At 65.6% G+C, this 24,776-nt stretch carries 31 protein-coding genes; 10 read left to right on the top strand and 21 right to left on the bottom strand.

Going from position 1 to position 24,776, the window contains the following annotated elements:
* Nucleotides 1-7: 7 nt before the first annotated feature.
* From sctR to ABRZ00_RS03065, 18 genes are all read right to left on the bottom strand, one after another.
* A complete protein-coding gene (gene sctR, locus ABRZ00_RS02980; RefSeq protein ID WP_368644425.1) occupies nucleotides 8-688 on the bottom strand; it encodes a type III secretion system export apparatus subunit SctR in 681 nt (226 codons plus the stop codon).
* Complete coding sequence (sctQ, locus tag ABRZ00_RS02985; RefSeq protein ID WP_368641189.1) at nucleotides 678-1,760, bottom strand: type III secretion system cytoplasmic ring protein SctQ; 1,083 nt, start codon at nucleotides 1,758-1,760, stop codon at nucleotides 678-680. The genes sctR and sctQ overlap by 11 nt, the downstream gene beginning before the upstream one ends.
* Before the next feature lie 13 nt (nucleotides 1,761-1,773).
* On the bottom strand, nucleotides 1,774-2,346 hold the full coding sequence (locus ABRZ00_RS02990; RefSeq protein ID WP_368644426.1) for a type III secretion HpaP family protein: 573 nt from the start codon (nucleotides 2,344-2,346) through the stop codon (nucleotides 1,774-1,776).
* Between the two features lie 2 nt (nucleotides 2,347-2,348).
* Nucleotides 2,349-2,855, bottom strand: a complete 507-nt coding sequence (locus tag ABRZ00_RS02995) for a type III secretion protein (protein ID WP_368641187.1) — start codon at nucleotides 2,853-2,855, stop codon at nucleotides 2,349-2,351.
* Complete coding sequence (gene sctN / locus ABRZ00_RS03000; RefSeq protein WP_368641186.1) at nucleotides 2,852-4,189, bottom strand: type III secretion system ATPase SctN; 1,338 nt, start codon at nucleotides 4,187-4,189, stop codon at nucleotides 2,852-2,854. The genes ABRZ00_RS02995 and sctN overlap by 4 nt, the downstream gene beginning before the upstream one ends.
* A gap of 13 nt (nucleotides 4,190-4,202) precedes the next feature.
* Complete coding sequence (locus tag ABRZ00_RS03005; RefSeq protein WP_368641185.1) at nucleotides 4,203-4,841, bottom strand: HrpE/YscL family type III secretion apparatus protein; 639 nt, start codon at nucleotides 4,839-4,841, stop codon at nucleotides 4,203-4,205.
* Complete coding sequence (locus ABRZ00_RS03010; protein ID WP_368641184.1) at nucleotides 4,811-5,449, bottom strand: SctK family type III secretion system sorting platform protein; 639 nt, start codon at nucleotides 5,447-5,449, stop codon at nucleotides 4,811-4,813. Before ABRZ00_RS03010 ends, ABRZ00_RS03005 begins: the two co-directional genes overlap by 31 nt.
* A complete protein-coding gene (sctJ, locus tag ABRZ00_RS03015; protein WP_368642803.1) occupies nucleotides 5,446-6,282 on the bottom strand; it encodes a type III secretion system inner membrane ring lipoprotein SctJ in 837 nt (278 codons plus the stop codon). Before sctJ ends, ABRZ00_RS03010 begins: the two co-directional genes overlap by 4 nt.
* Nucleotides 6,283-6,299: 17 nt before the next feature.
* Nucleotides 6,300-6,725 carry a type III secretion system inner rod subunit SctI gene (sctI, locus tag ABRZ00_RS03020; RefSeq protein WP_368641183.1) on the bottom strand — a complete coding sequence of 142 codons (426 nt, stop codon included), beginning with the start codon at nucleotides 6,723-6,725 and terminating at the stop codon, nucleotides 6,300-6,302.
* Nucleotides 6,726-6,740: 15 nt separating this feature from the next.
* Nucleotides 6,741-7,127 (bottom strand): hypothetical protein, encoded by a 387-nt coding sequence (locus ABRZ00_RS03025; RefSeq protein WP_368641182.1) that lies wholly within the window; start codon nucleotides 7,125-7,127, stop codon nucleotides 6,741-6,743.
* Nucleotides 7,128-7,201: 74 nt separating this feature from the next.
* The gene (locus ABRZ00_RS03030) at nucleotides 7,202-7,678 is read right to left on the bottom strand and encodes a SycD/LcrH family type III secretion system chaperone (RefSeq protein ID WP_368641181.1); all 477 of its coding nucleotides are present in this window, start codon (nucleotides 7,676-7,678) and stop codon (nucleotides 7,202-7,204) included.
* A gap of 27 nt (nucleotides 7,679-7,705) precedes the next feature.
* The gene (gene sctE, locus ABRZ00_RS03035; protein ID WP_368641180.1) at nucleotides 7,706-8,983 is read right to left on the bottom strand and encodes a type III secretion system translocon subunit SctE; all 1,278 of its coding nucleotides are present in this window, start codon (nucleotides 8,981-8,983) and stop codon (nucleotides 7,706-7,708) included.
* Nucleotides 8,984-9,013: 30 nt separating this feature from the next.
* A complete protein-coding gene (sctB, locus tag ABRZ00_RS03040; protein ID WP_368641179.1) occupies nucleotides 9,014-9,904 on the bottom strand; it encodes a type III secretion system translocon subunit SctB in 891 nt (296 codons plus the stop codon).
* A 102-nt stretch (nucleotides 9,905-10,006) separates the two neighbouring features.
* Nucleotides 10,007-10,510 carry a SycD/LcrH family type III secretion system chaperone gene (locus ABRZ00_RS03045; RefSeq protein WP_368641178.1) on the bottom strand — a complete coding sequence of 168 codons (504 nt, stop codon included), beginning with the start codon at nucleotides 10,508-10,510 and terminating at the stop codon, nucleotides 10,007-10,009.
* Nucleotides 10,511-10,558: 48 nt separating this feature from the next.
* The gene (locus ABRZ00_RS03050; RefSeq protein ID WP_368641177.1) at nucleotides 10,559-10,846 is read right to left on the bottom strand and encodes a hypothetical protein; all 288 of its coding nucleotides are present in this window, start codon (nucleotides 10,844-10,846) and stop codon (nucleotides 10,559-10,561) included.
* Nucleotides 10,847-10,861: 15 nt separating this feature from the next.
* Entirely contained in the window at nucleotides 10,862-11,482 is a 621-nt protein-coding gene (locus ABRZ00_RS03055; RefSeq protein WP_368641176.1) for a hypothetical protein, read from the bottom strand.
* Nucleotides 11,483-11,562: 80 nt separating this feature from the next.
* A complete protein-coding gene (locus tag ABRZ00_RS03060) occupies nucleotides 11,563-12,183 on the bottom strand; it encodes a hypothetical protein (RefSeq protein WP_368641175.1) in 621 nt (206 codons plus the stop codon).
* Nucleotides 12,184-12,262: 79 nt separating this feature from the next.
* Nucleotides 12,263-12,889, bottom strand: coding sequence for a hypothetical protein (locus tag ABRZ00_RS03065; RefSeq protein WP_368641174.1), 627 nt, complete (start codon nucleotides 12,887-12,889; stop codon nucleotides 12,263-12,265).
* Nucleotides 12,890-13,169: 280 nt separating this feature from the next.
* Here ABRZ00_RS03065 and sctW point away from each other — a divergent pair, with 280 nt between their 5' ends.
* The 8 genes from sctW to ABRZ00_RS03105 are packed head-to-tail and all read left to right on the top strand — an operon-like array spanning nucleotide 13,170 to nucleotide 19,557.
* Nucleotides 13,170-14,273, top strand: a complete 1,104-nt coding sequence (gene sctW, locus ABRZ00_RS03070; protein WP_368641173.1) for a type III secretion system gatekeeper subunit SctW — start codon at nucleotides 13,170-13,172, stop codon at nucleotides 14,271-14,273.
* Entirely contained in the window at nucleotides 14,273-14,656 is a 384-nt protein-coding gene (locus ABRZ00_RS03075; RefSeq protein ID WP_368641172.1) for a CesT family type III secretion system chaperone, read from the top strand. Before sctW ends, ABRZ00_RS03075 begins: the two co-directional genes overlap by 1 nt.
* A gap of 13 nt (nucleotides 14,657-14,669) precedes the next feature.
* Nucleotides 14,670-15,071, top strand: coding sequence for a hypothetical protein (locus tag ABRZ00_RS03080; protein WP_368641171.1), 402 nt, complete (start codon nucleotides 14,670-14,672; stop codon nucleotides 15,069-15,071).
* A 4-nt stretch (nucleotides 15,072-15,075) separates the two neighbouring features.
* Nucleotides 15,076-15,465: a hypothetical protein gene (locus tag ABRZ00_RS03085; RefSeq protein WP_368641170.1), complete on the top strand. Its 390-nt coding sequence runs from the start codon at nucleotides 15,076-15,078 to the stop codon at nucleotides 15,463-15,465.
* An 11-nt stretch (nucleotides 15,466-15,476) separates the two neighbouring features.
* Nucleotides 15,477-17,573 (top strand): type III secretion system export apparatus subunit SctV, encoded by a 2,097-nt coding sequence (gene sctV / locus ABRZ00_RS03090; RefSeq protein WP_368641169.1) that lies wholly within the window; start codon nucleotides 15,477-15,479, stop codon nucleotides 17,571-17,573.
* A gap of 49 nt (nucleotides 17,574-17,622) precedes the next feature.
* Nucleotides 17,623-18,990, top strand: coding sequence for a type III secretion system inner membrane ring subunit SctD (gene sctD, locus ABRZ00_RS03095; protein WP_368641168.1), 1,368 nt, complete (start codon nucleotides 17,623-17,625; stop codon nucleotides 18,988-18,990).
* A gap of 14 nt (nucleotides 18,991-19,004) precedes the next feature.
* Nucleotides 19,005-19,262, top strand: coding sequence for an EscE/YscE/SsaE family type III secretion system needle protein co-chaperone (locus ABRZ00_RS03100; protein ID WP_368641167.1), 258 nt, complete (start codon nucleotides 19,005-19,007; stop codon nucleotides 19,260-19,262).
* A gap of 28 nt (nucleotides 19,263-19,290) precedes the next feature.
* Nucleotides 19,291-19,557, top strand: coding sequence for an EscF/YscF/HrpA family type III secretion system needle major subunit (locus ABRZ00_RS03105; RefSeq protein WP_343838296.1), 267 nt, complete (start codon nucleotides 19,291-19,293; stop codon nucleotides 19,555-19,557).
* Nucleotides 19,558-19,591: 34 nt separating this feature from the next.
* Here ABRZ00_RS03105 and ABRZ00_RS03110 read toward each other — a convergent pair whose 3' ends face one another.
* From ABRZ00_RS03110 to ABRZ00_RS03120, 3 genes are all read right to left on the bottom strand, one after another.
* Nucleotides 19,592-20,032 (bottom strand): type III secretion system chaperone, encoded by a 441-nt coding sequence (locus tag ABRZ00_RS03110; protein WP_343838294.1) that lies wholly within the window; start codon nucleotides 20,030-20,032, stop codon nucleotides 19,592-19,594.
* 134 nt (nucleotides 20,033-20,166) lie between these two features.
* Complete coding sequence (locus ABRZ00_RS03115; protein WP_368641166.1) at nucleotides 20,167-20,649, bottom strand: type III secretion system chaperone; 483 nt, start codon at nucleotides 20,647-20,649, stop codon at nucleotides 20,167-20,169.
* Nucleotides 20,650-20,694: 45 nt separating this feature from the next.
* Entirely contained in the window at nucleotides 20,695-23,490 is a 2,796-nt protein-coding gene (locus ABRZ00_RS03120) for an inositol phosphate phosphatase SopB (RefSeq protein ID WP_368641165.1), read from the bottom strand.
* Nucleotides 23,491-23,753: 263 nt separating this feature from the next.
* Here ABRZ00_RS03120 and ABRZ00_RS03125 point away from each other — a divergent pair, with 263 nt between their 5' ends.
* Together ABRZ00_RS03125 and ABRZ00_RS03130 are read left to right on the top strand one after the other, a co-directional pair.
* On the top strand, nucleotides 23,754-24,281 hold the full coding sequence (locus tag ABRZ00_RS03125; RefSeq protein WP_368641164.1) for a preprotein translocase subunit SecD: 528 nt from the start codon (nucleotides 23,754-23,756) through the stop codon (nucleotides 24,279-24,281).
* Nucleotides 24,282-24,306: 25 nt separating this feature from the next.
* The gene (locus ABRZ00_RS03130; protein ID WP_368641163.1) at nucleotides 24,307-24,732 is read left to right on the top strand and encodes an ATP-binding protein; all 426 of its coding nucleotides are present in this window, start codon (nucleotides 24,307-24,309) and stop codon (nucleotides 24,730-24,732) included.
* Nucleotides 24,733-24,776 lie beyond the last annotated feature (44 nt).

The following is a 24,776-nucleotide window of genomic DNA, read 5'->3' on the forward strand; positions in this document are numbered from 1 at the left end:
GCGCGCCTCAGGAATAGGACAGGACCAGGCCCTGGATCAGCCGCGTCCAGCCATCGATCATGACGAACAGAAAGAGCTTGAGCGGCATGGAGATCGTGACCGGGGACACCATCATCATGCCCATCGCCAACAGGATGTTGGACACGATCAGATCGATGATGACGAAGGGCAGGTAGAGCAGGAAACCGATCTGGAACGCCGCCGTGAGCTCGGACACCAGAAAGGCCGGGATCAGCACGATCATGTCGTCCTGGCGCAGATCGCGCGCCTGGGTCTCGCCCCACAGATGCCGGGCGGTGCGCACGAAGAAATCCCGCTGCTCGGGCCGGCTGTTCTTCAGCATGAAGCCGCGCAGCGGCTCAATGCCCCGCGTCACGGCATCGAGCATGGCGCCCACGGGATCATTGCGGGATTCGGCGGCGGCGGACTGGCTGGCCGGCGCACTCACCGCGCGCAACTCCTGCCCGACCTGCATCACCACCGGCCCCATGACGTAAACCGACAGGATCACAGCCAGGCCGTAGAGCGCCATATTGGGCGGCACCTGCTGCACGCCCAGGGCATTGCGCACCAGCGCAAACACGACCGCCAGTTTCAGGAAGGACGTGGTCATCACGGCGGCCAGCGGCAACAGCGCCAGCAGCGCCAGCGCAATGGCCAGGCTGACGGGATCGAAATTACCGCTCATGGGATCTTTGGCCCAGTGCGCCGACCCGCACGCCGATCTTGCCGTCCACATCGACCAGGTCGCCCGTACCGATCAACGCGCCGTTGGCGCGGATCATGACCGGGCCGTCGGTGAGCGGGCGCTGAAGATCGAATATGGCGCCCGGCTGCAACTGACGCAATTCGGCCAGCGACAGAGCCCGGTCACCGAGATCGAAGGTCAGTTTCACCGGCACGGCGTCGAGATCCAGCGGCTCGGCGGACGGTGCGTCTTCGGCGGATGGAACAGTCTGAGTCATGAGTGGTGTCCAGCCTTGTGTCACGAGATAAGAAGAATGTTCGGCGCGCACGCGCAGACCCTGGCCCTGCGGAATGCCCAGCCATAGCTCGCCTTCGGGGCCGACCAGGTATTGGTCCAGCAAGACGACGTCGCCCGCGCCCAGGGCGCGCAGCTCGGCGGCCGGCAGCTCGGCGCACCCGATCTCGGCGCGCAGGCGTACCGGCAGGGCCGCGTCATCGCACGCATCCGATCCGCCCGGCGGCACCCGGCTCAGCAGCCCGGCCAGCAGCATCAGGCCCAGGTCGTCGGCCTCCAGCACCGCCAGCACCGTTTCGCCGCGCGCCTCGGCGCGGGCGGCCAAGGTCCAGGCATGAGGCAGCGCCGCCTCGCGGGGCTCGGCCAGCACACGCACCGGGCCTCCCGGAGATACCGGCAATAGCGCCGCCGCAGCCTCGGCCAGCAGGGTCTCCAGGGCGGCTGCCCGCAATGCCTCGGGCAGTTCTCCCGCCCCCAGATCCGGCAGCCGGGCATCGGCCCAGGCCGACAGCGCGGCGGGCGGCAGGCTCAGGCGCAGGGCCGCGCCCGCCCACTCCAGGTCGGCCCGATAAGAGGCTGCCTGGCGCAAGGCGTCGGGCGCCCCCGGCGCAAGGCCCAGGCGCCAGGCGCCGGAAGCGGCGTCGGCACCCTCAGGCGCCGGCAGCGCGACCTTCAGATCCGAGCCGTGGGCCGCAACCAACGTCAACGCCTGCGCCTGGTTGGCCGTCAAGCGCGGCAAGGCGGCGCTGCGGGGGGACAAGGTGTTCATTGCATCCATGAAACCATCTTCATCATGCGGCCGCGGCCGCCTCCAACAGGCAAAGGTCTTCGGGGTCATCGGTGCTGACCCGCACCCGCACGGCGCGCGCGAGCGATTGGGCAAGCTCTTCGGCCAACGCCTGCGCACAGCGGTTCAGGGTTTCGCGCGAGGGCTCGCTGGCGCACACGAACGCGGCCACCAGGCTGCCCTCTTCCTCGTAGACGGACAGGGTCACGCCCGGCAGCACCTCGGCCTTCAAGTCCAGGCGCACCTCGCGCCGGCCGCTGCTGCCGTCGCCCACCAGCATGCGGTCGGCCGCCTCGCTCAATGTCTGCGCCAGGCCGGCCGGGGCCGCGGCCGGCTCTTGCCGCCCGGGAGGCGTCAACGCGCCAGGAAACAAAGCGAACGGCTTGGGCGCCTCGGCCGATGATCCGGCGGTTTTCGCGGCCGGCGCTTCTGCTTCGCCCTCTTGCGCCAAGGCTTGCTCGAAAGCGCGCTGATCCGCATCGGACGCCTCGCGGCGCGATGCGCCGGCACCTTGCTGCCCCAGGTCCGGCATGCTTCGGGCCAGACCGATGTCCAGATCAATGCGGCGTTCAGTCATGTTCACGCAGGCTCATAATCGTCATGCCGCACCCACTCGTCGTGGTCGCGCGTCACCGATGCGGCTTCTTCCATTTCCACGTCTTCTTTGCGCTCCATCTCGCGTAATTCTTCGGCCGCGTGCAGACTGGCCAGTTGGACGAATTTGTCGACCATGCGCGAGGCCTCGCGATGCGCCTCGCGGCACTGGGCCAGTTGCTCCGCCTCGCGGCGCGCCTGGTCTCCGGCTTCTTCGGCGCGGTTTTCGCGATCGTGCTCGCCTTCGCGCAGGCCGGCCACATCCTCCAGGACGTCCTCGATTTCACTGGCGCGCACCAGGCGGCTGCACAGATCCCGGTACATGTCCAGTTCTCTTTGCCGCGACCAGCGCCGGAATTCCTCGAGTTGCTCCAGCGCCTGGAGTCTCAGCCGTTCGGCCTCGGCCAGCGCCTGGCGCTGCCGCATCACGGCCAGTTCCGCCTGCCCCTCGCGAAAACGCTTGATGGCCATCAGTTCGCGGAACACGTTCATGTCGCAGTCTCCCCGACGATTGACGCCATGGCCTCGATCGCCTCGGACAAAGTCGAATGCTCGTCGGTCTTCTGCCGCAGGAATCGGTTGATGGCATCGATCTTATCGATGGCCTCGTCCGTCACGGCATCCCCGCCGCGCTTGTACTCGCCGATCTTCACCAGCAACTCGACTTCCTGGTATTTGGCCATCAGTTCGCGCACACGCCCGGCCAGCCGCTTGTGCTCGCCCGTCACCACGGCGTTCATGACCCGGCTGGCCGAGGCCAGGACGTCGATGGCCGGATAGTGGTTGGCCGCGCCCAGCTTGCGCGACAGCACGATGTGCCCGTCCAGGATGGATCGCGTCTCGTCGGCGATGGGCTCGGTCATGTCGTCGCCCTCGACCAGCACGGTATACAGCGCGGTGATGGAGCCGTGCTCGTTCATGCCCACCCGCTCCATGAGCTTGGGCAGGGTTGCGAAGACGGACGGCGGGTAGCCCCGGCGCGTCGGCGGCTCGCCCGCCGCCAGGCCGATCTCACGCTGCGCGCGGGCAAAACGCGTGACCGAATCCATCAGGAACAGCACCCGCTTGCCCTGGTCGCGGAAGTACTCGGCAATGGCCGTGGCGACGTAGGAAGCCTTGGCGCGCTCCATCGAGGACTTATCGCTGGTGGCGCACACGATGACACTCTTGCGCCGCCCTTCCGGCCCCAACTCGTGCTCCAGGAACTCGCGCACTTCGCGGCCCCGCTCACCGATCAGCGCCACTACGGTCACATCCACATCGGCGCCCTTGACCAGCATGCCCATCAGCGTGGACTTGCCGCCGCCGGCCGCCGCGAAAATCCCCATGCGCTGTCCTTCGCCGCAGGTCAGCACGCCGTCCAGCGCCCGCACGCCAAGCTCCAACGGCCTGTCGATGATGCGGCGCTTGAGCGGATCGGGCGCCTCGGCGAACACCGGGTAGAACTTGCTAGCCTCCAGCGGGCCGCGCTCGGCTTCGTCCAGGGGCCGGCCCAGTCCGTCGAGCACCCGGCCCAGCAGCCCCGCACCCACGGGCACCATGTGCGCCCGGCCGGTGGGAATGACCTCGGTTGCGGAGGAAATCCCGTACATGTCTCCCAACGGGGTCAGCAAGGCCGCGTCCCGCGCGAAGCCCACGACCTCGCCCTTCATTTCGAAAGCCTCGCCCGGATTGCGCAGGATGCAGACTTCGCCGATCTTCACCGTCGGGACGACCGCCTTGATGATGGTGCCGATGACCTGCGTCACCCGCCCCTTGATCCGCAGGGTTGGCGTGTCGTGCAGCGCCATTTCCATCATTTCGGTGATGTAGTCGAACTGACGCATGGCCTTACCCGCCCTAGACCCGGCTGCCCAGCGTGCGCTGGAATGCGCCCTGCAAGGCTGCGATCTGCCCTTCCAGGCTGGCCTCGACCATGCCGATCTCGCTTTCGAGGATGCAGGCGCCCGGCGCCAGCCGCGCATCGGCCAGCAAATCCAGGTAGCCGACCCCGGGGTAGTCGGCCAGGATGTCGTTGATGCGCGCCCGCACGATTTCGACGTCGTCCGGATGCAGCCGCAGGGTCATGTGTTTCTGGTTGCGCACCACGGCCAGCACGTTGCGCACCACGATCATGACTTTCTCCCGGTCGTCGAACTCATCGATGACCTTGCGCACGGCCGACATGACCAAGTCGACCATCTCGTTTTCGACACCCGCGAAGTAATCGACCGTGCGGCCGACGGTCTCGATCATCTTCTCGGCCTGGTCGAGCAGGGCTTCCTGCTTGCCGTCCTCGTAGCCGCGGCGGCGCTCGGCCTCGAAGGCATCCTGGGCGCCCGCCAGGATGGCGTCGGCCTGCGCGTGCGCTTCGTCGATGAGCGCCTGGGCCTGGATCAGCGCGGCATAATCGGCCGCGCGCAGCACCCGGGCCGCCGGATCCGGCACCGCCGCCAGGGAGCGCGGGTTCAGCGCATTGCGAGAAATGAGGAATACCATGTCGGTTCGATCGTTTCGAGAACAGCCAAAGTCAGGTCCAGGGGCGCCCGGGTCTCTTCCGAAGCATCGGTTTGCGGATCGTCCGCGAGCCTGAGGTCGGCGCGCAGGGCGAGCTCAGGCCCCGCCGCCTGGAAAAGGGCGCGCAAGGCCGAGCGGCCGATCCGGTCCACCCGTTCCGCCAGCGCAGCCCCCTGCCCGACGTCCTGCTCCACAGGCCGGGACCATGGGCCGGCCTCGGCGTGCCGGGCGAAATCCAGCACGTCGGCGCCCAGCGCCGTCGCCAATTCACGCACCTCGCCGCCGGCGATGGCCCGGCGCAGGCGGGGCGCACAGCACACGGCGCCCAGATGGCGGGCGACCCGGGCCAGCCGGTCCGGCGGCAACAGGGCCAGCGCCAGCTCGGGGCGCGCGGCATCGACCACGGGGCGATCCCGCAGATTCAGCCGGCGCAGGATCACCGCCGACCAGAGCCGATGCCAGGCGGGCGAGCAGGCCGCCGGCACGGGCCGGGAGGGTGCGCCGAAGGCCGCATGCCGGCTGGGATGAAGCGTGAGGCTGGGTAACAGATTGAATTCCAGCATCCGGGCGCCGAACAAGGCGGAGTTCATTCGGAACCCTCGTGCGCAGGCTGGTGGACCGACGGCTCGGCCCGCGCGCGAGGCGCGCTGCCCGGCAGCGTCCAGCCCCCGCGCCACAACAGGTAGCCCAGCCCGCCCGCCAAGCCCAGAACCAGCAGGATGAGCACACCCAGCAACAGCCCCAGGCCGCCGGCGGAACCCTGGGCGACCTGGAATCCCAGCACCGAAACCTGGACGGGCGCTTCATGCGCCGTCCCGGCGCCCGGCTGGGCGGACACCAGGGTAATGGAGACCCGGTCTTCCGTCAGGCCCGGAATGGCGTGCGTGACCAATTGGCGGATCTGCGGCCGGAGCGCATCGAAGGAATAGCCAACCTGGTGTTTGATGAAGACGGCCGCCGTCGAGGGCGTGGCGGATTCGCCGATCTCGCCGCGCTCGGGCAGCACCACGTGCACGCGAGCGGCGAGCACGCCGTCCATTTGCGACAGCGTATTGGTCAGTTCCTGGGACAGGGCATAGATATACCGGGCGCGCTCTTCGAGCGGCGAGGACACCAGGCCCTCTTTGCGGAAGATCTGGCCCATGCCGTCGAAGCGTTCGCGCGGCAGCCCCTGCGAGCGCAGAATGTCGAGGGCGCGGGCCACCTGGGCGCCGTCCACCGCAATGGCCGCGCCTTCCTTGCCGATGGTTTTCTCGGCCCGGATGCCGGCATCGAGCAGCACCGACAGCAACTCGTTGGCCTCGCCTTCGCTGGCGGCGGAATACAGCGTGACGTTGGAGCCGCAAGCCGCCAAGAAGGCCAGAACCAGAGCGGCAAGCGCCAGACGCAACGCACGGATGCAAGCAGAGGCCGGGAACGGCATCGAAAGTGAAAAAACCATCAAGACATCCTGACAAGCGTATCGATATTCTGCGTGGAGCGCGACACCGCCTTGCCCACCAACTCGTACTGCACCGAAACCTGCATCAGATCGGTCTGCAGGCGCAGCATGTCGCTGATCGCCGGCCGCGCGCCCATGCCATCCAAGCTGCGTGCGACATTCTGCCATTTATCCGAGAATTCGGTCGCCACGCCTCTCAACCCCGAAAGGATCTGGCCGCCCAGCGTAGGCGCGGCATCCGGCGGGGTTGCGGCGAAGGCCGATTGCAGCGCCGCCGAGACGCCGCTCAACGAGGGCTCCTGGGGCGCGTTCATCAGGGCATTGAAACGCTCGGTCGCCAGGCTGGCAGGCTCGGCGCGAGCCACAGCGCCGGCAGCGGGCAGCGCCTGGGTACCCAGCGCAGCGGTCAGGGAAGCGATTTCCATGATCAGACTCCTTGATCAAACATCATCATTCGGCACTTCCGGCGCCAGCCCCAGCATCTGCCGGGCGAGCGCTCCGCCTTCACCGGGCAGCGCGCAGGCATCGGCCAGCACCCGGCGGCTTTCGGCGCCGAAGCCGGCCAACTGCAAGGCCAGGCCTCTCCAGGCATGGGCCACCGCCCGCTCCTGCGGATCGGCGAGATCCGCGGCTTCCAGCAGGCGGGCCGCCTCGGCGGCCCGACCGGCGTTCAAGCGCGCGACGGCCAGCCCCACCAGGGGATAGGCGCGATCCGGCCTGACGCGGCGCAACGCATTGAAAATTGTATCCGCATGTCGCACATCCCCGCAGCCTGCGGCCAGCATGCCGACTTCAGTGAGGAAACGGGCGTCATCGGCTTCAAGCACAAAAGCCGTCTCCGGAGAGACGGCTTGAGAACCGGGCGCAGGCGCGCCGGAAGACGGTGTTCGTCCCGCCCGCATCAAGAGGCCCTTCGCCCGGCCAAGTCGCGCAATATCTGGGCGCGCGGTCGAAGCGCATCGTATTCGCCGCCCGATTCCGCAATGCCGCGCAGCACGCGGTCCAGCTCCTCGACCGCCTCGGCCGTGCGGCCCAGCATCAGCAGGCACTCGGCAACCTGCAAGGCAGGCTCCGGACTGCCCGGAAAGAGCGTGATCAGCAGCGAATACATGCTGATGGCCTCTTCATAGCGCCCGCACTGCTCCAGGCACAGGGCCAGACCCGCGATATAGTGCCGCCGTGTGGGGCCGTAGGTGGCCAGGATCGAGAACACCGGCAGCGCCTGGGCATACTGCCCCTGGGTGATATGGGCGTAGGCCAGGGCGTAGATGACCTCGAGCTGCGCGTTGCTCATGCGGGAGTTGGCCGGCAGCGCCTGCAGTCCGTCGTAAAGCTGGCGGCCGAACGGGCTGCGGGATGCGGTGGCTTGCTGGGACATATGATTCTCCTGTGTACGTCTGGCCGGTCAGACCGTCGAGCGGCTGCCCATGTTCATGGCGATCTGGGTCATGTTGTCGGTCGTGCCGGCAATCATCTTGCTGACGAGCTGCGTGCTTTCCTCGATCTGCTGGATGATTTTCTTCATCTCCTCGCGCCCCTCTTCCATTTGCTTTTGCAACTTGAGCATCATGGCCTCGAGATCCTTTTTGTCCGCGATCGCCTTCTGAGCCTGTTCTTCCTTCTGTGCCTTGACGATGTTCAAGCTCCCCTGCGCGATCTGCGTCCCGCCGGATACGGCCGCATTCGCACCGGTCATGGCCGTATTGAAGGTCTTGATGGAGGAGAGTAGCACCTTGTTGCCGACCTGCGTCGCAGTCGATGCCACGGACGAACCGCCCGTCATCACCGCCATGGCGATGCCCACGCCGATGGCGGCCGCGATCGTCAGCGCCATGCCGATGTAACCCGCGGTCTTTTCGTCCGCACCGGCCATCAGGGCGATGCTCTGCGCCATGTTGCCCAACAGCGAGGGCTCGAGGGCCAGCATGACGGGGCAGGCGATCGCCAGCGCGCCGCCCACGATCTTGCAGATGTTTTCCGCCTGCTCGGGGTCCACGCCGCACACTTCCGTCAGAAACTTGCCGACCGTCTGCTGGATCAGGTTGTTGATGCTGAGCTCCGGCCCGCCGCACTCTTGGGAAATGGCGCTGGCCAGCGTCATGGTGGCGCTGATGGCGCCCACGATGGCCAGGGCGAGCAGCGGCGCGGCCGCACCGCCCGTGGCGGCCGTCGCGGCTGCGGCAGCGACCACCGCCACGATCGCGGCGACGAAGGCGAAAATCTTGCCAACCCAGCCGAAGATCTTGCCCAGCGCCCCCTTGGACTCGGCCTCTTTGCACTTGTTGATCCATTCCTGGATCTTTTCGAGCTGGTGCTCGGTGTTCTTCTCGGCCTTGATGCGCGCGGACTCCAGGCCCTTCTGCGCGGTGTTGAGCTGTTCGTCTTGCGTCTTGCTGCGCAGGCTGCGCAGCAGATCGACCATGTCGCTGGCGCTGAAGACCTCGGACGGCGTGTCGATGCGTGGCGCGCCGTTCTTGTCGATCAACGGGTTGCCGCTGCGGCCCGACGCGCCGGACTCGTCCTGCTGCTTGACGAGGCTCAGGATATCTTCGTAGAACTTTTCAATATCGACCTGCCCCGTCTTCCCGGCACCGGTCGCGCCGCCCAATCCGTTGGTCTGCTCGGGCGTCGCCCCCCCCACAGGCGGCGTATACCCCGGTCCGTTCGAAATCGTCGTAGTCATGTTCGCTCCTGGCTATCGTATACACGTAGATCAGACGTTGCGCGCAATGCCGCGGTTGGTTTCGCTGCGGGCCTGGTCGATGGCACCCAGCTTTTCACGCACGTCGCGGATCACGTCCATCATCTGCTGCATCAGATCGTTGGCCTGCTGCACGCTTTGCTCGTGTACGCGGGCATCGGATTCGAGCTCGGACTTTTTGGCGTCGTGCTCGGCCGCATCCTGCTCTTTGCCAGCGCTCGCCATGGTGCCGATGCCGCTGAAAATGCTGCCCGCGCCCTGCGCGGAATTGCTCAACATACCGGCCCGATTGCCTTGCAACTGGCTTTTCTCGAGCACATCGAGGGCGATCGGCTCGTTGGTCTTGGGATTGACCTGGACCTTGGCGGCGGGATCAAGCTGGCCGCCGCTCCGGATGCTCTTGGCCGCGAGCAGCCCGCCCCCAATACCCATGCCGACCGACACGGCGCCTCCCGTGATCTGGAACGCCCCCTGGACGATGGCCTGCTGCAGGCGGTCCTCGGCCGCATTGCGGATTTCCTGGGCAGCGTTCTTCAGGCTGGCCACCTGCGCCTGCGTTTCGGAATTGCGCACTTCGCGCGCCTGGTTGCGCATTTCCTGAGCGCACTTCTGGAACAGCGCCATCACCGAATAAATGTCGATGGCCACCGTTTCAGACCCAAGCTTGCCGAAGGGATCACCCGTGTTCTTGCCGCCGGAGGGCTCCGGAAGCATGGACTTCAGCAGGGCATCGAGACGGCCCGCGTTGGATTCGTTGACCTCCACCCCGATCAGTTTGAGCGCGGTATCCAGCGTGATGCCTGTGGTCTCCACCATCTTCTTGGTGGCGGCATCCAGCGACTTCGGGTCAACGCCGGGAGGGATATAACCCGGCGGGAAAGTGGACTGCAGGGAAATAGTCATAATGTGCTCCGGAATGCTGTCTTGGTTTTCGTTCCGCGCCGTCTCCGGCGCCCATGCTGATTATGTGGACATCAGGGGCAAAGTCGTTCCATGCCGGGCCTGTTATTTGGCCGACGCCTTTGCCCGAACTGCCTTGAGCAGCATCTCGGCCCGCGCCTTGATCGCGTCGTGTTCACCCGGCTTGCACAAGGTGCCGAGCGCCAGTTCCAGCGATTCGGCCGCTTCGTCGGGCTTGCCCAGGGCCAGCAGGCACTCGGCGCAATGGTAGACCGGCACCGGGTCGTCCAGGCGCATCACCGTCACGATCATGTAATGCTGCAGCGCTTCTTCATAGCGCTTGGTCATCTGCAGCGCGGAAGCCAAGGCCAGTTGATAGCGTGAATCCATATGGTCGTAGGAGACCAACTGGGCGAATATCTTGAAGGCATCGTTGTACTTGCCTTGCGCATAGAGCGCATGGCCGTAGGCGTACATGGCTTCGCATTCCCGGGGCGACAGGCCCATCGCCTGGGCCAGCGTGCCGCCCGCCTTCCAGAGGCCGAACAAATTCTCGGCGATACCCGCGGCTTCCTGTTCGGTGATCTCGGGATCCGTTTGTGCATTCATGGGCGTTCCTTTGTCGTGTGCTTGCCGTTTCACTGCGGCGGGTTGTCCTCAGATCATGTTGCGCATCTTGCGCATGCCGCCGCCCGTCCGTGGCTCGGCATTGGCGAAGCTCAGACGGGCCGCCTCTTCAGCCACCTCGCGCTCGATATCTTCCATGTCCTTGCGGAACACGGCTTCTGCCTCGGCCTGCTCTTTCGGCCCCATGGATGCGTTGAGCTGGCCCGCATCCAGCCCGTGGGCGCGATAGATCTCGGGGGTATCTTCCAGGCTCTGCTGGACCTGCCGAATCAACGCGTCGGCTTCCTGGATGATTTCTTCGGGGGTCTTTTTGGCCATATCAATTACCTCTCATCAGATGTTGCGAATGATGTTGGAGTTGCCGTCGGTGTGCTTTTTCTGCGTGTTGGTCAGGATCTCGATGGACTCGTTCTTTTTGTTGTTCAGACTCTGCAGGCGCAGCATATCCATCTGCTGGTTGTTGCTTTCGGCATCGATCATGCCCTTGACCTTCGTGACCGCCGCGTCGATCTGGCCCTTGGTCGTGCCGCCGTTGCAGGTGTTTTTCTGACCCTTGATCACGTGGCCGTGCCCGTCGTCCACGCTCTGGCCCGGCCCCGGAGTCACGCGGCCATTCCCGGTAAAGCCGATGTCGGAGATGCCCGCTTCCTGGATAGCGTCATTCAGCGGGATCTCATATTGGTCGACTTTATCCCAGTTCCAGTCCTTGACCTTGCTGCCGGCGTCGGTGCCGCTGATCGCGCCCTGGAATTTCGTCAGGGCGGACAACACATTGTTGAGCTTGGCGATCTGGTCGTTGCGGGCCTGCACGGCCTTGACCTGATCCACCAGTTGCGTATCCAGCAGCCGCACGCGCTCGCCCTGAACCATCTGGATCAAGGTCTGGATGTCGCCGGAGGCAATCGCCTGGCTGATGTCGATGGGAAGAGAACTGCCTACGCCGGAAGTATTCATGGCCTGCTCCTTGAATCAAACCGCCTGAGCGGTCAGGTGAAATGATGACGCCGGCCCGCGGATGCGGGCCGGGATGGGCGTCAGATGTTGCGAATAATATTGGAGTTGGCGTCGGTGTGCTTTTTCTGCGTGTTGGTCAGAATTTCGACGGACTCGTTCTTTTTGTTGTTCAGGCTCTGCAGGCGCAGCATATCCATCTGCTGGTTGTTGCTTTCGGCATCGATCAGGCCCTTGACCTTCGTGATCGCCGCGTCGATCTCACCCTTGGTGACACTGCCGGTGATCACATTGGTCCCGGTCAACAGCTTGCCGGCACTGCCATCCTGGGTTTCGCCGGGTTGCGGCGTACGCTGGCCCGTGCGGTTCTGGAATCCCAGATCCGCAATACCCGCATCTTGAATGGCATCATTCAGCGGCATCTCATACTGACGGATCTTATCGTTACTCCATCCCTTAGGTTTGCTGCCGGCATCGGTGCCGGCGATCTGGGAGGCATACGAATTCAGCCCCGCCAGCACGTTATTCAGCTTGGCGATCTGGTCGTTACGGGCCTGCACCGCCTTGACCTGATCCACCAATTGGGTATCGAGAAGGCGAACACGCTCGCTCTGCACCATCTGGATCAAGGTTTGGATATCGCCGGAAGCGATCGCCTGGCTGAAATCGATGGCAAAGGAATTGTTTACACCGGAAGTATTCATGACGTGCCTCTTGAGTCAAACCGCCTGGGCGGTCGAGTAAATGATGACGCCGGCCCGCGGATGCGGGCCGGAATGGGCGTCAGATGTTGCGGATGATGTTGGAATTGGCGTCGGTGTGCTTTTTCTGCGTGTTGGTCAGGATCTCGATGGACTCATTCTTTTTGTTGTTCAGACTCTGCAGGCGCAGCATATCCATCTGCTGGTTGTTGCTTTCGGCATCGATCATGCCCTTGACCTTCGTGATGGCGGCCTCAATCTCGCCCCGGGTCGAATTGCCCGAAATGACGCTGCTACCCTTGATGGAATGGCCTTGGCCGCCATCCTTCGGCATGCCGGGTCCCGGGGTGCACTGCCCGCCCACATTGGAGTTGCCCGTGAGATTGTCGATACCCAGTTCGCGGATCTGGTCGTTCAGCGGCAGTTCGATGTCCTTGACCGCATCGGCATTCCAATTGCCGTCGTTGATTTTCGTGGTTGCGTTGGTATCCTTGGCGCGGGCCAGCACGGAATTGAGCCCGGACAGCACATTGTTGAGCTTGGCGATCTGGTCGTTGCGGGCCTGCACGGCCTTGACCTGATCCACCAGTTGCGTATCCAACAGCCTGACGCGTTCGCTCTGGACCATCTGGATCAGAGTCTGGATATCGCCAGTAGCCAGCATGGCTTGGAAATTGACACCACCGGAGTTAGTGACGGGAGAGTTCATCGCTGGATCATCCTATTGTTTGGGGCTGCATTCATACAAAATACAGCTACCCGGTCAGTAACCGATCCCATCCGGGAGTTCCTATCAGAGAAACCAGGCCCGGCGAAACCGCCTTCGAGAGCATTAGTATCATCTGTTTCCCGGCGGTTCCATCCCCGTTTCCCTCCCCGAGAAACCCTAGAGACGACGATGCTGCGAAGCGCTCTTGCGCGCTCCCTGGGAACCTTTCGTTCGCCACGGTTACTATTCGGGCACAGCATCCACGCGGAGCGCCGCCATCATGAATCGCATCGACACCGGAGGATCCGCCCCCGGGTTAAGTTTGCTCGGCCAGCAGGCCGGGTTCGACGCTGGACAGTCCCGGACCGGCACCCTGCTGGGTGAACAAGCGGTGCTGCTGGACGGCGAGGTTTCCTCATTAGGAGACGCAGCCGAGGAAATCAGCCTGCACATGGCTGAAAAGGCCGAAAACAAGCACCACGCGCAGCGCAAGATCAAGTCCGAGCGCCCCGTGGAGCTGATGCGGCTCGAGGAAATCCTCGAGATGCTGCAGCAAACCCAGGATCCGGATGCCCAGGCCAAGCTCGAAGAGCTGACCGCCCGGCTGCTCTCGGGCCAAGGCTCGCCCAGGCAGCAGGCGGCCCAGGCCTTCGGCGATGTGTCGCAGCAATACCTGGCCTTGCAGTACACCTTGCGCAAGGGCGAGCAAGAAGGCGCCGCGCCTGAGCTGCTGGAGTCCCTGCGCGATGCGCTGGCCGATTTCGAAACCGAAAGCGGCCCCCGGATCCGCGCGGGGATCAATACCCTGGGCACCGCCGGCGCATTCGCATCCAGCGCCCAAGGGGTGCGCGACTTCCAGGACACCTACCGCGACCTCGTCCTGGGCGAAGACTCTCTGAACCGGACGCTCGACCTGGCCCTGAAGCGGTTTGGCGGCAAGGACGTGGGCCGCGGCCTGAAACAATTGGTCCAGGCCCTGGGACAGGACCTGGCGGCCGCCCGGCCTTCCGTCTCGCCCCAGCGGCTGCAAGCGCTCACCGGCGACTTGTACCATCTGCAGGTGGCCGTCACCGTGCTCGATGGCTGCGCCGGCCTGTCCAACGATCTCCGCGCCAGGAACCAGGGCGCGCCGGACGGGGAACGCCTGATGCGCGACCTGGTGGGGCTGACCGGAGACAAATGGCTCACCGAGTCCCGCTTCACGGCCCTGGCCCAGCAGCACGGTGTCGCCTCGCCCGAAGGCCGGGTGGTGTTCCTGGCCGGCATCAAGTCCCTGATGCACGATCTCCCCATTCCAGTGTTCCCGGACGCCGAATCCCGGCAGGGCACGCTGAACGCCATCCAGGGCGCTCTGGACATGGCCATCGACGAGGAGGATCTCTGATGAGCGATCCCGCAGCCATTCTGCAACAATTCGGTGAAGCGGCGGGCATCCCGGACCTGCGATTCGACGCCCGGGGTCAGGCCGTCTTCCGGACCGGGCCGGGCTGTTTGCTGGGACTGGAACAGGCAGACGGGGAAATCCTGATCTATGCGGCGCTGCCGGCCCGCTACGACAGCGGCGATTGGCTGCTGCGCGCCTGCAAACGCGCGCATCACAGCCGACTGGGCGACTGGCCGGTGCAGTCGGCGCTGCGCGAATACGACGGCACCCCGCACCTGCTGGTCCTGGTGCGCCTGGATGCGCGCGAATTCACCGAACCGCTCCTGCGCCAGGCGCTCGAATACCTGACCCAATGGCTCGACGCAGTCGGCGCCGACACCTGAACCGGAGTCTCCCATGCCCGACATCAGCCTGAACCGGCTCATGAGCTTCGATCACGGCATCGACACCATCACCTATGCCCGCAAGGAAGAGCAAGCCACTCAGGGGCTGCCCGACCGCCGCAACCTGATGCCGACGGACGATCCGGTCCGCGCCCAGTTGACGCAGTTGCTCGAAAAGCCCAATATCGGCCACTTCCTTGAAGAAGCGCTGCGCCCCGACATCGGCAACCGCGACCTGCTCATGCCTTCGGAATTCGCCGAGGCCCTGCGCGAAGCCCTGAAAGCTCTCGCCGGCCTGGCGGAACACGGGGGCGGCGACAGCCGCGTGCTCAACCGCGCAGTGCGCCTGCTCAAGGAGGAAACCAACCTGCGCGATCTGGTGGCCATGTACCGCAGCGCTCTATATCAGGGATGAAACCATGAGCAGCACACTGTCCGACCCGCATGCCGAAGCCGCCCATCCGCTGGGCGAGCGCGGTCCCGCGCTGCTGGATCTGCTGTCCTACATCTACCTGGAAAACGACCGTCCTGAAAAAGCCGCCGTGCTGCTGGCGGCCCTCGATGAGTTGGGCCTGGCCAATGCGCGCCAGCGCATTTCCCTGGCGCTGGCGCAACTGCGCTCGGGCAAACCCGAGACCGCCCTCGGCACGCTGGATCGCGTGGCCCTGCAGGGCGGCCTGACCAGCGCCTTCCACCTGGTCCGCGCCCAGACCCTGGTCGCGCTGGGGCGCGAAACCGAGGCCGAAGCCGCCATGCGGGCCTACATGAACCTGCGCGCGCAGCAGGCCGCACTCGTCGATCCCCGCTGAGCCACCACTCCATGCAACAAGCACTCAATCGCGCCGTCACTCTCCTCACCAGCCGCAACGACATCGTTCTGGCCGTGCTGATCGTCTCGATCATCTTCATGATGATCCTGCCGCTGCCGACCGCGCTGGTGGATGTGCTGATCGGCACCAACATGACCTTGTCGGCCATTCTGCTGATGGTGGCCATGTATCTGCCCTCGCCGCTGTCGTTCTCTTCGTTCCCCTCGGTGCTGCTGGTCACGACCTTGTTCCGCCTGGGCATCTCCATCGCCACCACGCGCCTGATTCTGCTGCAGGGCGATGCCGGCCACATCATCGAGACCTTCGGCAATTTCGTGGTCGGCGGCAACCTGATCGTCGGCCTGGTCGTCTTTTTGATCCTGACCATCGTTCAGTTCGTGGTCATCACCAAGGGGGCCGAGCGCGTGGCCGAGGTCGCGGCCCGTTTTTCCCTGGACGCCATGCCGGGCAAGCAGATGTCCATCGATGCCGACCTGCGCGCCGGCACGATCGACATGGACGAAGCGCGCAAACGCCGCAGCGTGGTCGAAAAGGAAAGCCAGCTCTACGGCGCCATGGACGGCGCCATGAAGTTCGTCAAGGGCGATGCCATCGCGGGCCTCATCATCGTGGCGGTGAACTTGCTGGGCGGCATCCTGATCGGCACGATGCAGCGCGGACTGACCGCCGGCGAAGCCGTGCAGGTGTATTCCATCCTGACCATCGGCGACGGCCTGATCGCCCAGATCCCGGCGCTGTTCATCGCCATCTGCGCAGGCATCATCGTGACCCGCGTGCAGACCGGCGAGGGCGGCCCCTCCAACGTCGGCAAGGATATCGGCGCCCAGGTGCTGGCCCAGCCCCGCGCCCTGCTGATCGCAGCGGCGGTCGCCCTGGGCATGGGCCTGATTCCGGGCATGCCCACCCTCACTTTCCTCGCCCTGGCGGCCGCCGTGGGCACGGTCGGCTTCGTGCTGCTGCGCGGCACGCGCAAGGTCGTCGACGAGAAGACCGGGGAAATCACCGAGATTTCCGCGTTGGCGGCCGATGGCCAGCCCGCGCCCAAGCCCCGCACCGAAGGCGGCGCCGAATTCGCGCCGACCCTGCCGCTGATGATGGATGTGGCCGCCGGCCTGCAGCAGCACTTCAACGCCGACGAGCTCAACGAAGAACTGATCAAGATCCGCCGCGCCCTGTATTTCGATCTGGGCGTCCCCTTCCCCGGCATCCAGTTGCGCTTCAACGACGCGCTGCCCGAAAACACCTACCTCATCCTGCTCTCCGAAGTCCCGGTGTCCCAGGGCCAGTTGCGGCCCGGGCATGTCCTGGTGCGCGACACCGAGCAGAATCTCCAGGCGCTGCAGGTGCCCTACGAGGCCGACAAGCCTTTCCTGCCGGGCATCCCCTCTCTCTGGACCGCGGTCTCGCACGTCCCCATGCTCGCGGCGGCCGGCATCCCCAGCCTGGACTCCCACCAGATCCTCACCTGGCACCTGGCCTTCGTCCTGAAGAAATACTCCTCGGATTTCATCGGCATCCAGGAAACCCGTTTCCTGTTGACCGCCATGGAAGAACGCTTCCCCGACCTGGTCAAGGAAGCCCTGCGCGTGATGCCGGTGCAGAAGATCGCCGAGATCATGCAACGGCTGGTCTCCGAGGACATTTCGGTGCGCAACCTGCGCGCCGTGCTCGAAGCGCTGATCGAATGGGGCCAGAAAGAAAAGGACTCCGTCCTGCTGACCGAATACGTGCGTGTCTCGCTCAAGCGGCACATCAGCCATAAATACTCCAGCGGCCAGAACATCCTGCCGGCCTACCTGCTGGCGCCCAACATCGAGGAAACCATCCGCGGCGCGATCCGGCAGACCTCGGCCGGCAGCTACCTGGCGCTGGATCCCAACACCACGAAGAAGCTGGTGGACAACATCAAGAACGCGGTCGGCGACATCTCGGCCAACACCCGCAAGCCGGTGATGCTCACCTCCATGGATATCCGCCGCTACCTGCGCAAAATGATCGAGCAGGACCTGTACGAGCTGCCCGTGCTGTCCTACCAGGAACTGACCCAGGAAATCAACGTGCAGCCCCTGGCCCGGGTGGATCTATGATCCCGCCCCTGCACCTCCTGCCCGCACGGTTCTCTGAACGGAGGGCCGGATGAGCGCGACGCTCGAACTGCGCGTGCTCTCGGGCCTGCACCGCGAGGCCCGTTGCCCGGCCGCCCACGGCCATCTCGTGGGTGCGGATCCGGCATGCGACATCGTCCTGGCCGACACCGGCCTGCCGGCCCGCGCGGCGCGGTTGGTCCTGGGCGCGGAAGGCTGGGATCTGTCGCCCGGCGACAGCGAGCCCAACCCGGATGCCGTCGCCGCCACACCCTACAATCAACCCCTGCCCCTCGGGCCCGTCTGGCTCACCGTGGCCCCCGCCGATGCCCCCTGGGCGACGCCGCCCGATGCCCAGGCCTCCGGGGCGGCCGACGCCGCGCCCGCAGAGGCTGACGCGACCGCCCCCCCGGCAATGGATACCGCACCCGGCCAGGATCCCGATGCCGACCGCGGCAACGAGGCGGCGCCCGCCTTCCCCGCGGGCGCTCGTCCGGCCACCGCCGAGCCCGCCGCGCGTCCCGGCCGCACGCATTCCTGGCTCAGGTCCCTGAGCCTGGCCGCCGTCGGCCTGGCCATCGCAGTCGCGTTGATCCTCGCCTGGCTGCCATCATCCGTTCCGACCGCGCCTGCGCGCACCGATCCGCGCATCGCAGCCGAGCAATCGATACCGAAAATCCAGGCGGCCCTCGAACACCTGGGCCTGGCCTCGCGCCTGCGGGTGGCCCTGGCGCCCGGCGGTGCGACGGCGCAGGTCACGGGCTGGGTCCGCGACCCGGCCGAACGCGATGCGCTGGCCGCCGCGCTGGCGCAGGTCTGGCCCATGCCTGCCATGAGCATCAGCATCGAAACGGAGGTACTCAGGACCGCCCGGACGATCCTGAGCGGCCACGCCGTCACATACGAGCCCCGCTACGATGGCGAGGGTCGCCTGAGCATCCTGGGCATCGCGCCCGACGATGCGGTGCGCACAGAGGCGATCGAGGCCGTGCGCGCGCAACTGCCAGGCATGGTCGTGCTGGGCAACACCATCCAGCTTGCCCCCGCCGTCGCCGGCGCCCTGACCCGGGAACTCGCGGCGGCCGGCTTGAGCGGCGTCACCCTGACCTGGGAGCGCCACCGCCTGGATGTGGATGCCTCCAAGCTGGACGACGATCAGATGATCCCGTTCGATCATATTCTGGCTGACTTCAACCGCCGTTTCTTCGACGTCGCCGCGCAGCCCGATACCGAGCGCGCCGCCACCGACACAGTCCCTTTCGGCATCCTCAGCGTGGTCAGCGGGAAAACACCCTTTATCGTGCTGGAAGATGGGAGTAAATTGCTCGTAGGCGGGACTTACCGACGCTACCGTCTGACCGGCATCGAAGACAAGCGCCTGACCTTCGAGGGGCCCCGCCCTGCGATCGTGCTGCGTTGAATCCGGAGCGCCCCATGACCACCACCCTGACCGATCTCGAAGCCCGACTGGCCGCCCCCGGAGGCGCCGTCCTGCGCGACACCTTGGCCGCCCGAGCCGCCCGCATGGAAGCATCCCTGCGCATACAGATGGCCGATGGCCTGCCGCGCAAGGATTTCCAGACCTGGCAGGCCGTGGCCGCCGCCGCGGCCGCCGCGCAGGCTATCCTGGCCTCATGGCCCGTCAACGACACGCCGCCTGCGGATCCGCAGGCGGCACCCTCTCTTCTTTGACCACCCTGTTTATCCCAAGGAGCTCACCATGGCACTGAACGGTCTCTCCGGCTCCGCCGGTCTGAACTACAACGCAATCAACGACACCATCTACAGCGCCATCCGCACTCAAGAGGCCAAGCTGCGCACAACGCTTTCCACCCTGGAGACGGACGCCGACGGCAACATCTCGCAGGCCGACTTGCTCTTGCTGCAGCAGCAGACTCAGCAGTGGACGATGATGATCGAGCTGCAAAGCACGCTCACCAAGCAAATTTCCGATTCGCTCAAGGGCATCATCCAGAAGTCGTCCTGAATCCGCGGGCGTTCCGGCGCCTCTTAACCCGAGATTAGACGGACTGCAGGAAAACGGCGGGGTCGCGTGTGCCGGGCTGGCCGGCGAGCTGCGTCTGGGCGCGGACCCAGGATTCCGCCTGGTCCAGCAAGGACTCCAGAGCGGGGCACAGCGTCTCGGCGGTGCATTCGGCCAGTTTCAGGGCCATCTGCATGTGCGGCCGGCCATCGGGCGCCACACACAGCACCACGCCATGGCCCGCCTGCATGAAATTGGCCCGGGCCATGCGATCGGCCTGGAGCGCGTCGATGCTGTGATCGGCCAGCCGGCACGACAGCAGCACCAGCCCGCGAGCCCCCACCTGCATGATTTGCACCACCTGCCGGCCGTCGAACACCAGTTGGCAGACCCCCTCGTCCGAGGGGGCCAGGTCGGCCATGCCCAGGGCACGGCCCAGATCGGAGATCACACGAGCATAAGGCGAATCGGCGGACATGGAAGACCTGCCTGCGGCAAGCAGGCATGGATGTATCAAGGATTGTTAAAAATACGCCAGACCGGCGCGATTGAACAGGGGCAGAAACCAGGGGGCGCCGCAAGGCGCCCCCTGGTTTCTGCCGGAGCCTCGGTTCAGGCCAGCGAGCCGGGGGGCATGCCCGCCGAGCCCGCAGGGGCCGCATCGGGCGCCGCGCCGGTGCGCAGCGGGCCGCCGTCGTTGGCATCCTCGATGCGCTCGCGCCAGTAGGCCGCCACGTTGGCGAATTGTTCGATCCAGGCCGAGATCGAATCCAGGTCCAGGCCCGCCTGTGCGCGCCGATCCGCCAGGAAGACGCGCCCCGTGTCGAAATCGACGCTGAAGGTCGCCCCTCGCGTCCCCTGCCAGAACAGGTTGGCCGACAGAAGCATGGCGTAGATGGCGTCGCGGCGGTCGGGATCGGCCTCGGGCAGGCGGGCGAACAGGATCGCGAGATCGTCGTCCGCCTCGTACTGGAGGTGGACTTCGTGATCATCGATCATGAGGCCCACATAGCCGTCTTCGCCCGCCGTCATGTCGGCCATGCCCAGCGACTGGCCCAGTTCGGTGATCAAGGCCTGGTATGAAGAGAGAGACATGCAGTGCTCCTGTGAATCGAGGAATATCGGATCGGTGCAGCGGGATCAAGCCTTGGCGAACTTGCCCAGCCCGCAGAGAAATTGCCGGACTTCGGGATCGGGCAGCCGGTCTTTCAGGTGGCCGGCTTCCTTGCTGCCGCCCATGCCCGTGTTCCAGCGCTGGTTCTCGAGCTGTCCCGAACTGGAGCTGACCGTATAGTAAACGCCTTGGTCGTCGCCCTGCAGGCGTTCGTCGGGATTCATCTCGCCGCCCAGATCGCGCAGGATCAGCTTGGCCTTGAGTTCGACATCGGTGACGCCGCCCCGGTCCTTGTCGCTCTTGCAGCCCTTGGACATCGTACCGGCCAAGTCGGTGGCCCCGACCAGACCCAGACCCTGTTCGGCCAGGCCTTGCAGCACCAGGATCTCGCGGCCCATCTTGGCCGTGTCGCCGTTGCCCGTCCGGAAGGATTCCTCCGTGAACAGGGTGCGCACCAGATCGGTCTGGCCGCGCAATTGGGCCATGAGACCCTCGGCCTTCGCCAACTGACCGGGCGGCGTGCCCGGATCGTTGACCACAGCCTCCAGGCGATCATAGACCTCGCCGACGAAGCCGCCCGGCCGAACGCCCCGGGCGCCGAACCCCCCCTCGCCCAGATCGCCCACCAGCTTGATCATGTTGGCGGTGTTGTGCTTGTGCACATTGTTCCAGACGCGCATGAACATTTCGCGTCCGCCGGTGGAAATGGCGTTGATGCCGAACGAGAACGTGATGGCGTCCACATTCACCGTCCGAGCCTCGCCCCGCTGCGCCGGATTGTTCGGATCAAACACCCGCAAAGTCTGCCCCGGCCCCGAATTAGCCTCGAAGGCCCGGAACTGGTTTTGCGTGTAGGTGCGTTCCTGGTAATCCCGAATGCCCAGATTGTCGCGCAGCGAATCGGGCGAGATCAGGTTGACGCTGACGTGCACCAGCCGGGGGGGCGGGGCATCCTGCGGCCGTTCGGGATCGGTCAGCACGCCGCGCAGGCGTTCGTTGCTGGTCAGGGCAACCTCAAGCACTTCACGCGCGCCGCGCTCATTGGAGGTCTGCCGATCATTGCCGCCTTCCACGCCCCACATATCCAGCACGCCATGGCCCACCACCGTGGTCATCACCTGACCATCGGGATCGCGCAAGCGGCTGACCTTGAGGTTGCGGGCATGATCCTCGCTGTCCTTGACGCCCGCGGACACCCCGCCGATCCGGCCCTCGCCCAGATCGACGCCCAATTCGTGGCCAATGAACTGGGCCGGCACGACCTCGCTCTTGTAGGTGCGTATCACACCGTCGCGCATCACCGGCATGTCGCGCATCACGGGCTGCCAGGTTTCCAGCCCCGCCAGGGCCTGACGTTCGCTGCGCGTCATGCTGGACTTGGAGAACAGCGCATCGAGCGTATTCCGGGGGATACCGATGCCCTCGAGGCGGGCGCGCAAGTCCTGCATCGTGTCGCGCTTTCCCTGGACGATGGGGTGCGTGTCCTTGTTCGACTTGCTGGGCGCCTCAATGGGCTGCAGCGTACTGACATCGTCACTGTCCCGGTAGGCCTGGCTGCGCGCTTCGCACAGTTGCGTCCACTGGCCGCGGACCTGCGCCAAGGCGCCCAACTGCTCTTCCGTGAGCGCGGGATCTCCCCCCCGGGCCTCCTCGCTCAAGCGATCCAGCAAATAATTACCCGCCTGAGCCCAGATCAGGTCGCTATGCTTGACGGAGCGGTTGGTCAGCGGATCGGTCAGGCGCATTTCATCGACATAGCCGCGCTTGGCATCGAGCAGGCCGATCTGGCGGTCCATCTCGTGAACCAGCGCCTGGCTGACGGACAGTTTTTCATTGCCGAACCGGATCTGCCCCTCGAGCGCGTCCTTGCGCGCCTGGAGCGTTTTCGCCTCGCGGGAGCCCACGAGCGCCTCCTGGAGACCCCGATCGACCTCGTTCAGTTCTTCCGTCAGCGTGTCCAACTCGTTTCGGAGCGTCTCCATGCCATCGCGCAAACCGCCCTGGCAGACGCCCAGGTCGTCGCGCTGATGCCCCAATTCATCGGACAGCCCCTGCAGACTGTCCTGGTTCCAGGCTTGCCGCCCCAGCAATTCCGTGGTCCGGTCCAGATGCTCCAGGGCCTGCGCCACCTGCGGATCATGCCGCGGGCCTCCGCCATACACCTGGCGCAGGCCTTCGGTGAGACGCGCGGGATTGAGCTCGATCCGCGACAGCGGGCTGCCCTTGGGCGCATCCTGGATCAGTTGCGTGAGCTCCGGGAAACGCTCCCCGCACTGCCCGGCGCGCAATTCACGCAGCTCGGTCTCGGCACGGGTCCGCAGGGACTGGACGTCCGTCCGGCTCAAGGGGGTGTTGCCATAGCGGGAGTCGTTGCGCACGGCACGGATGACGGCCGCCCGCTCGTCGCGCAGTTCCGGGCCTTCCAGACCACGCAGCGTCTGGCCCAGCAAGGATTCGTTGTGCCGCACCACCTGCAGCCGGTATTCCTGGGCCTTGTTCAGGATCTTGCCAATCTGGTGATTCGTCAGGGGGCGGTCATTGTTGGCCCAATCGCGCGGCAGGCCGCAAGCCCGCAGCGCCCGCAGGGCGCCGGCCTGGCCCTCGGTCTTCTCAAGCAGGCCCAGGAAAGCCTGTTTGACCTGAATGCGCTCCTGGACCCGTGCCTGCTGCTCCTGGGGCGAGCGGAACCAGCCCTGGATGCGGCCGACCAGACGCGACAGGCCGCTTTGGCGCACACCCTCCTGCCCCTGGGGATTCCGGCGGATTTCCCGCTCGAAGACTCCGCTGCCCAGTTGTCTGAAACCCTCGAGACCGAGTGCCATCGCATCTCTCCATCTATTGCTCAAAGTCCATTACATGGCGATGAGTAACCCGCCTCATAGGGCAAGTTCCATCACGGTGCGACGTTTAATCCCCGAGCTCAACATGGCCATTGGCTTGGGAACGGTCCATGTGTATAGTTTCTAATGACGGCGCGATTACACGCCGACCGGCTACCGAATCACAGCCCCCGACGGCAATTCCCACAGGGCGGCATTCATGCGGCGGACGGTTTCCACCCCCTCAGGCCTTCCAAGCCATCACCATGCACGTGACAACCCGTTTCTCCGCTCTCTTCCTGCTGTTCTCCTTGCTGGTCCTCGCAGGATGCCAGAATCTCCCCTCGGCATCCCGTACAGCGCCGCTCGACACGCAACAAGCCGCCTCCGGCTCGACCGCTGACGCCATGCGCATCGTGCAGCCGGTCGCCATCTACCTCGCCCAATCGGCGCCCGGCGACCAACTGGTCGCCGTTCCGGTTCCAGAGGGCACGGTCTATCTCCATACCCGCCCCATTCTCGCCCGCGAAGACCTGACCGAAGCCGCCGCCCTCTCCGACCGCCAAGGCGGGCATTTCGTCGGGTTGCGCCTGACGCCCGCCGGCGCCGAACGGCTCGGCGCCGTCAGCCGCCAGAATATCGGCGGCTTGCTGGCCCTGGTCATTGGCCGCGAACTGGTGGCCGCCCCCCGCATTTCCGGCACGCTGGATCGCGGCATTCTGGCCTTCGAGGTCCCTTCTGCCGAGGTGGCCGCCGACCTGGCCGCACGCATCCGGGGCGACGCGCCTCAATAAGCCGCCGGCTCGCACCGGATCTCCCATGCCCGACAGCCACGACACGCTCGCCCTGCCCGCCGACCTGGGTGCGATCCCGCTCGCCCTGCAATGGATCGAGGATCTCGCCGAACGCCTGGGCTGGCCCCCCCGGGTCACGTTCGGCCTGACGCTCTCGCTCGACGAAGCGCTGACCAATGTCGTGACCTATGCCTTCGATCCTCCCGGACCTGGCACACCGGCCATCACCGTCTCCTGCCAGGCCGACGACACGCGCGTCAAGATCGAACTGCGCGACAACGGGCGCCCCTACGACCCCACGGCGGGCAACCCGCCGTCCCTGGTCGCCTGCCTGGACGAAGCCCAGGTCGGCGGGCACGGGGTGCGGTTGATGCGGCATTACCTGGACACCCTCGACTACCAGCACCAGGACGGCTGGAACTGCCTGACGCTGGTCATGACCATCGCCTGAGGCGCCGTCCGCGAACCCTGCCCCGGACACGGCCGCCCGCGGCC

It is taken from the genome of Castellaniella ginsengisoli (assembly GCF_040955415.1).
GTDB lineage: Bacteria > Pseudomonadota > Gammaproteobacteria > Burkholderiales > Burkholderiaceae_B > Castellaniella > Castellaniella ginsengisoli.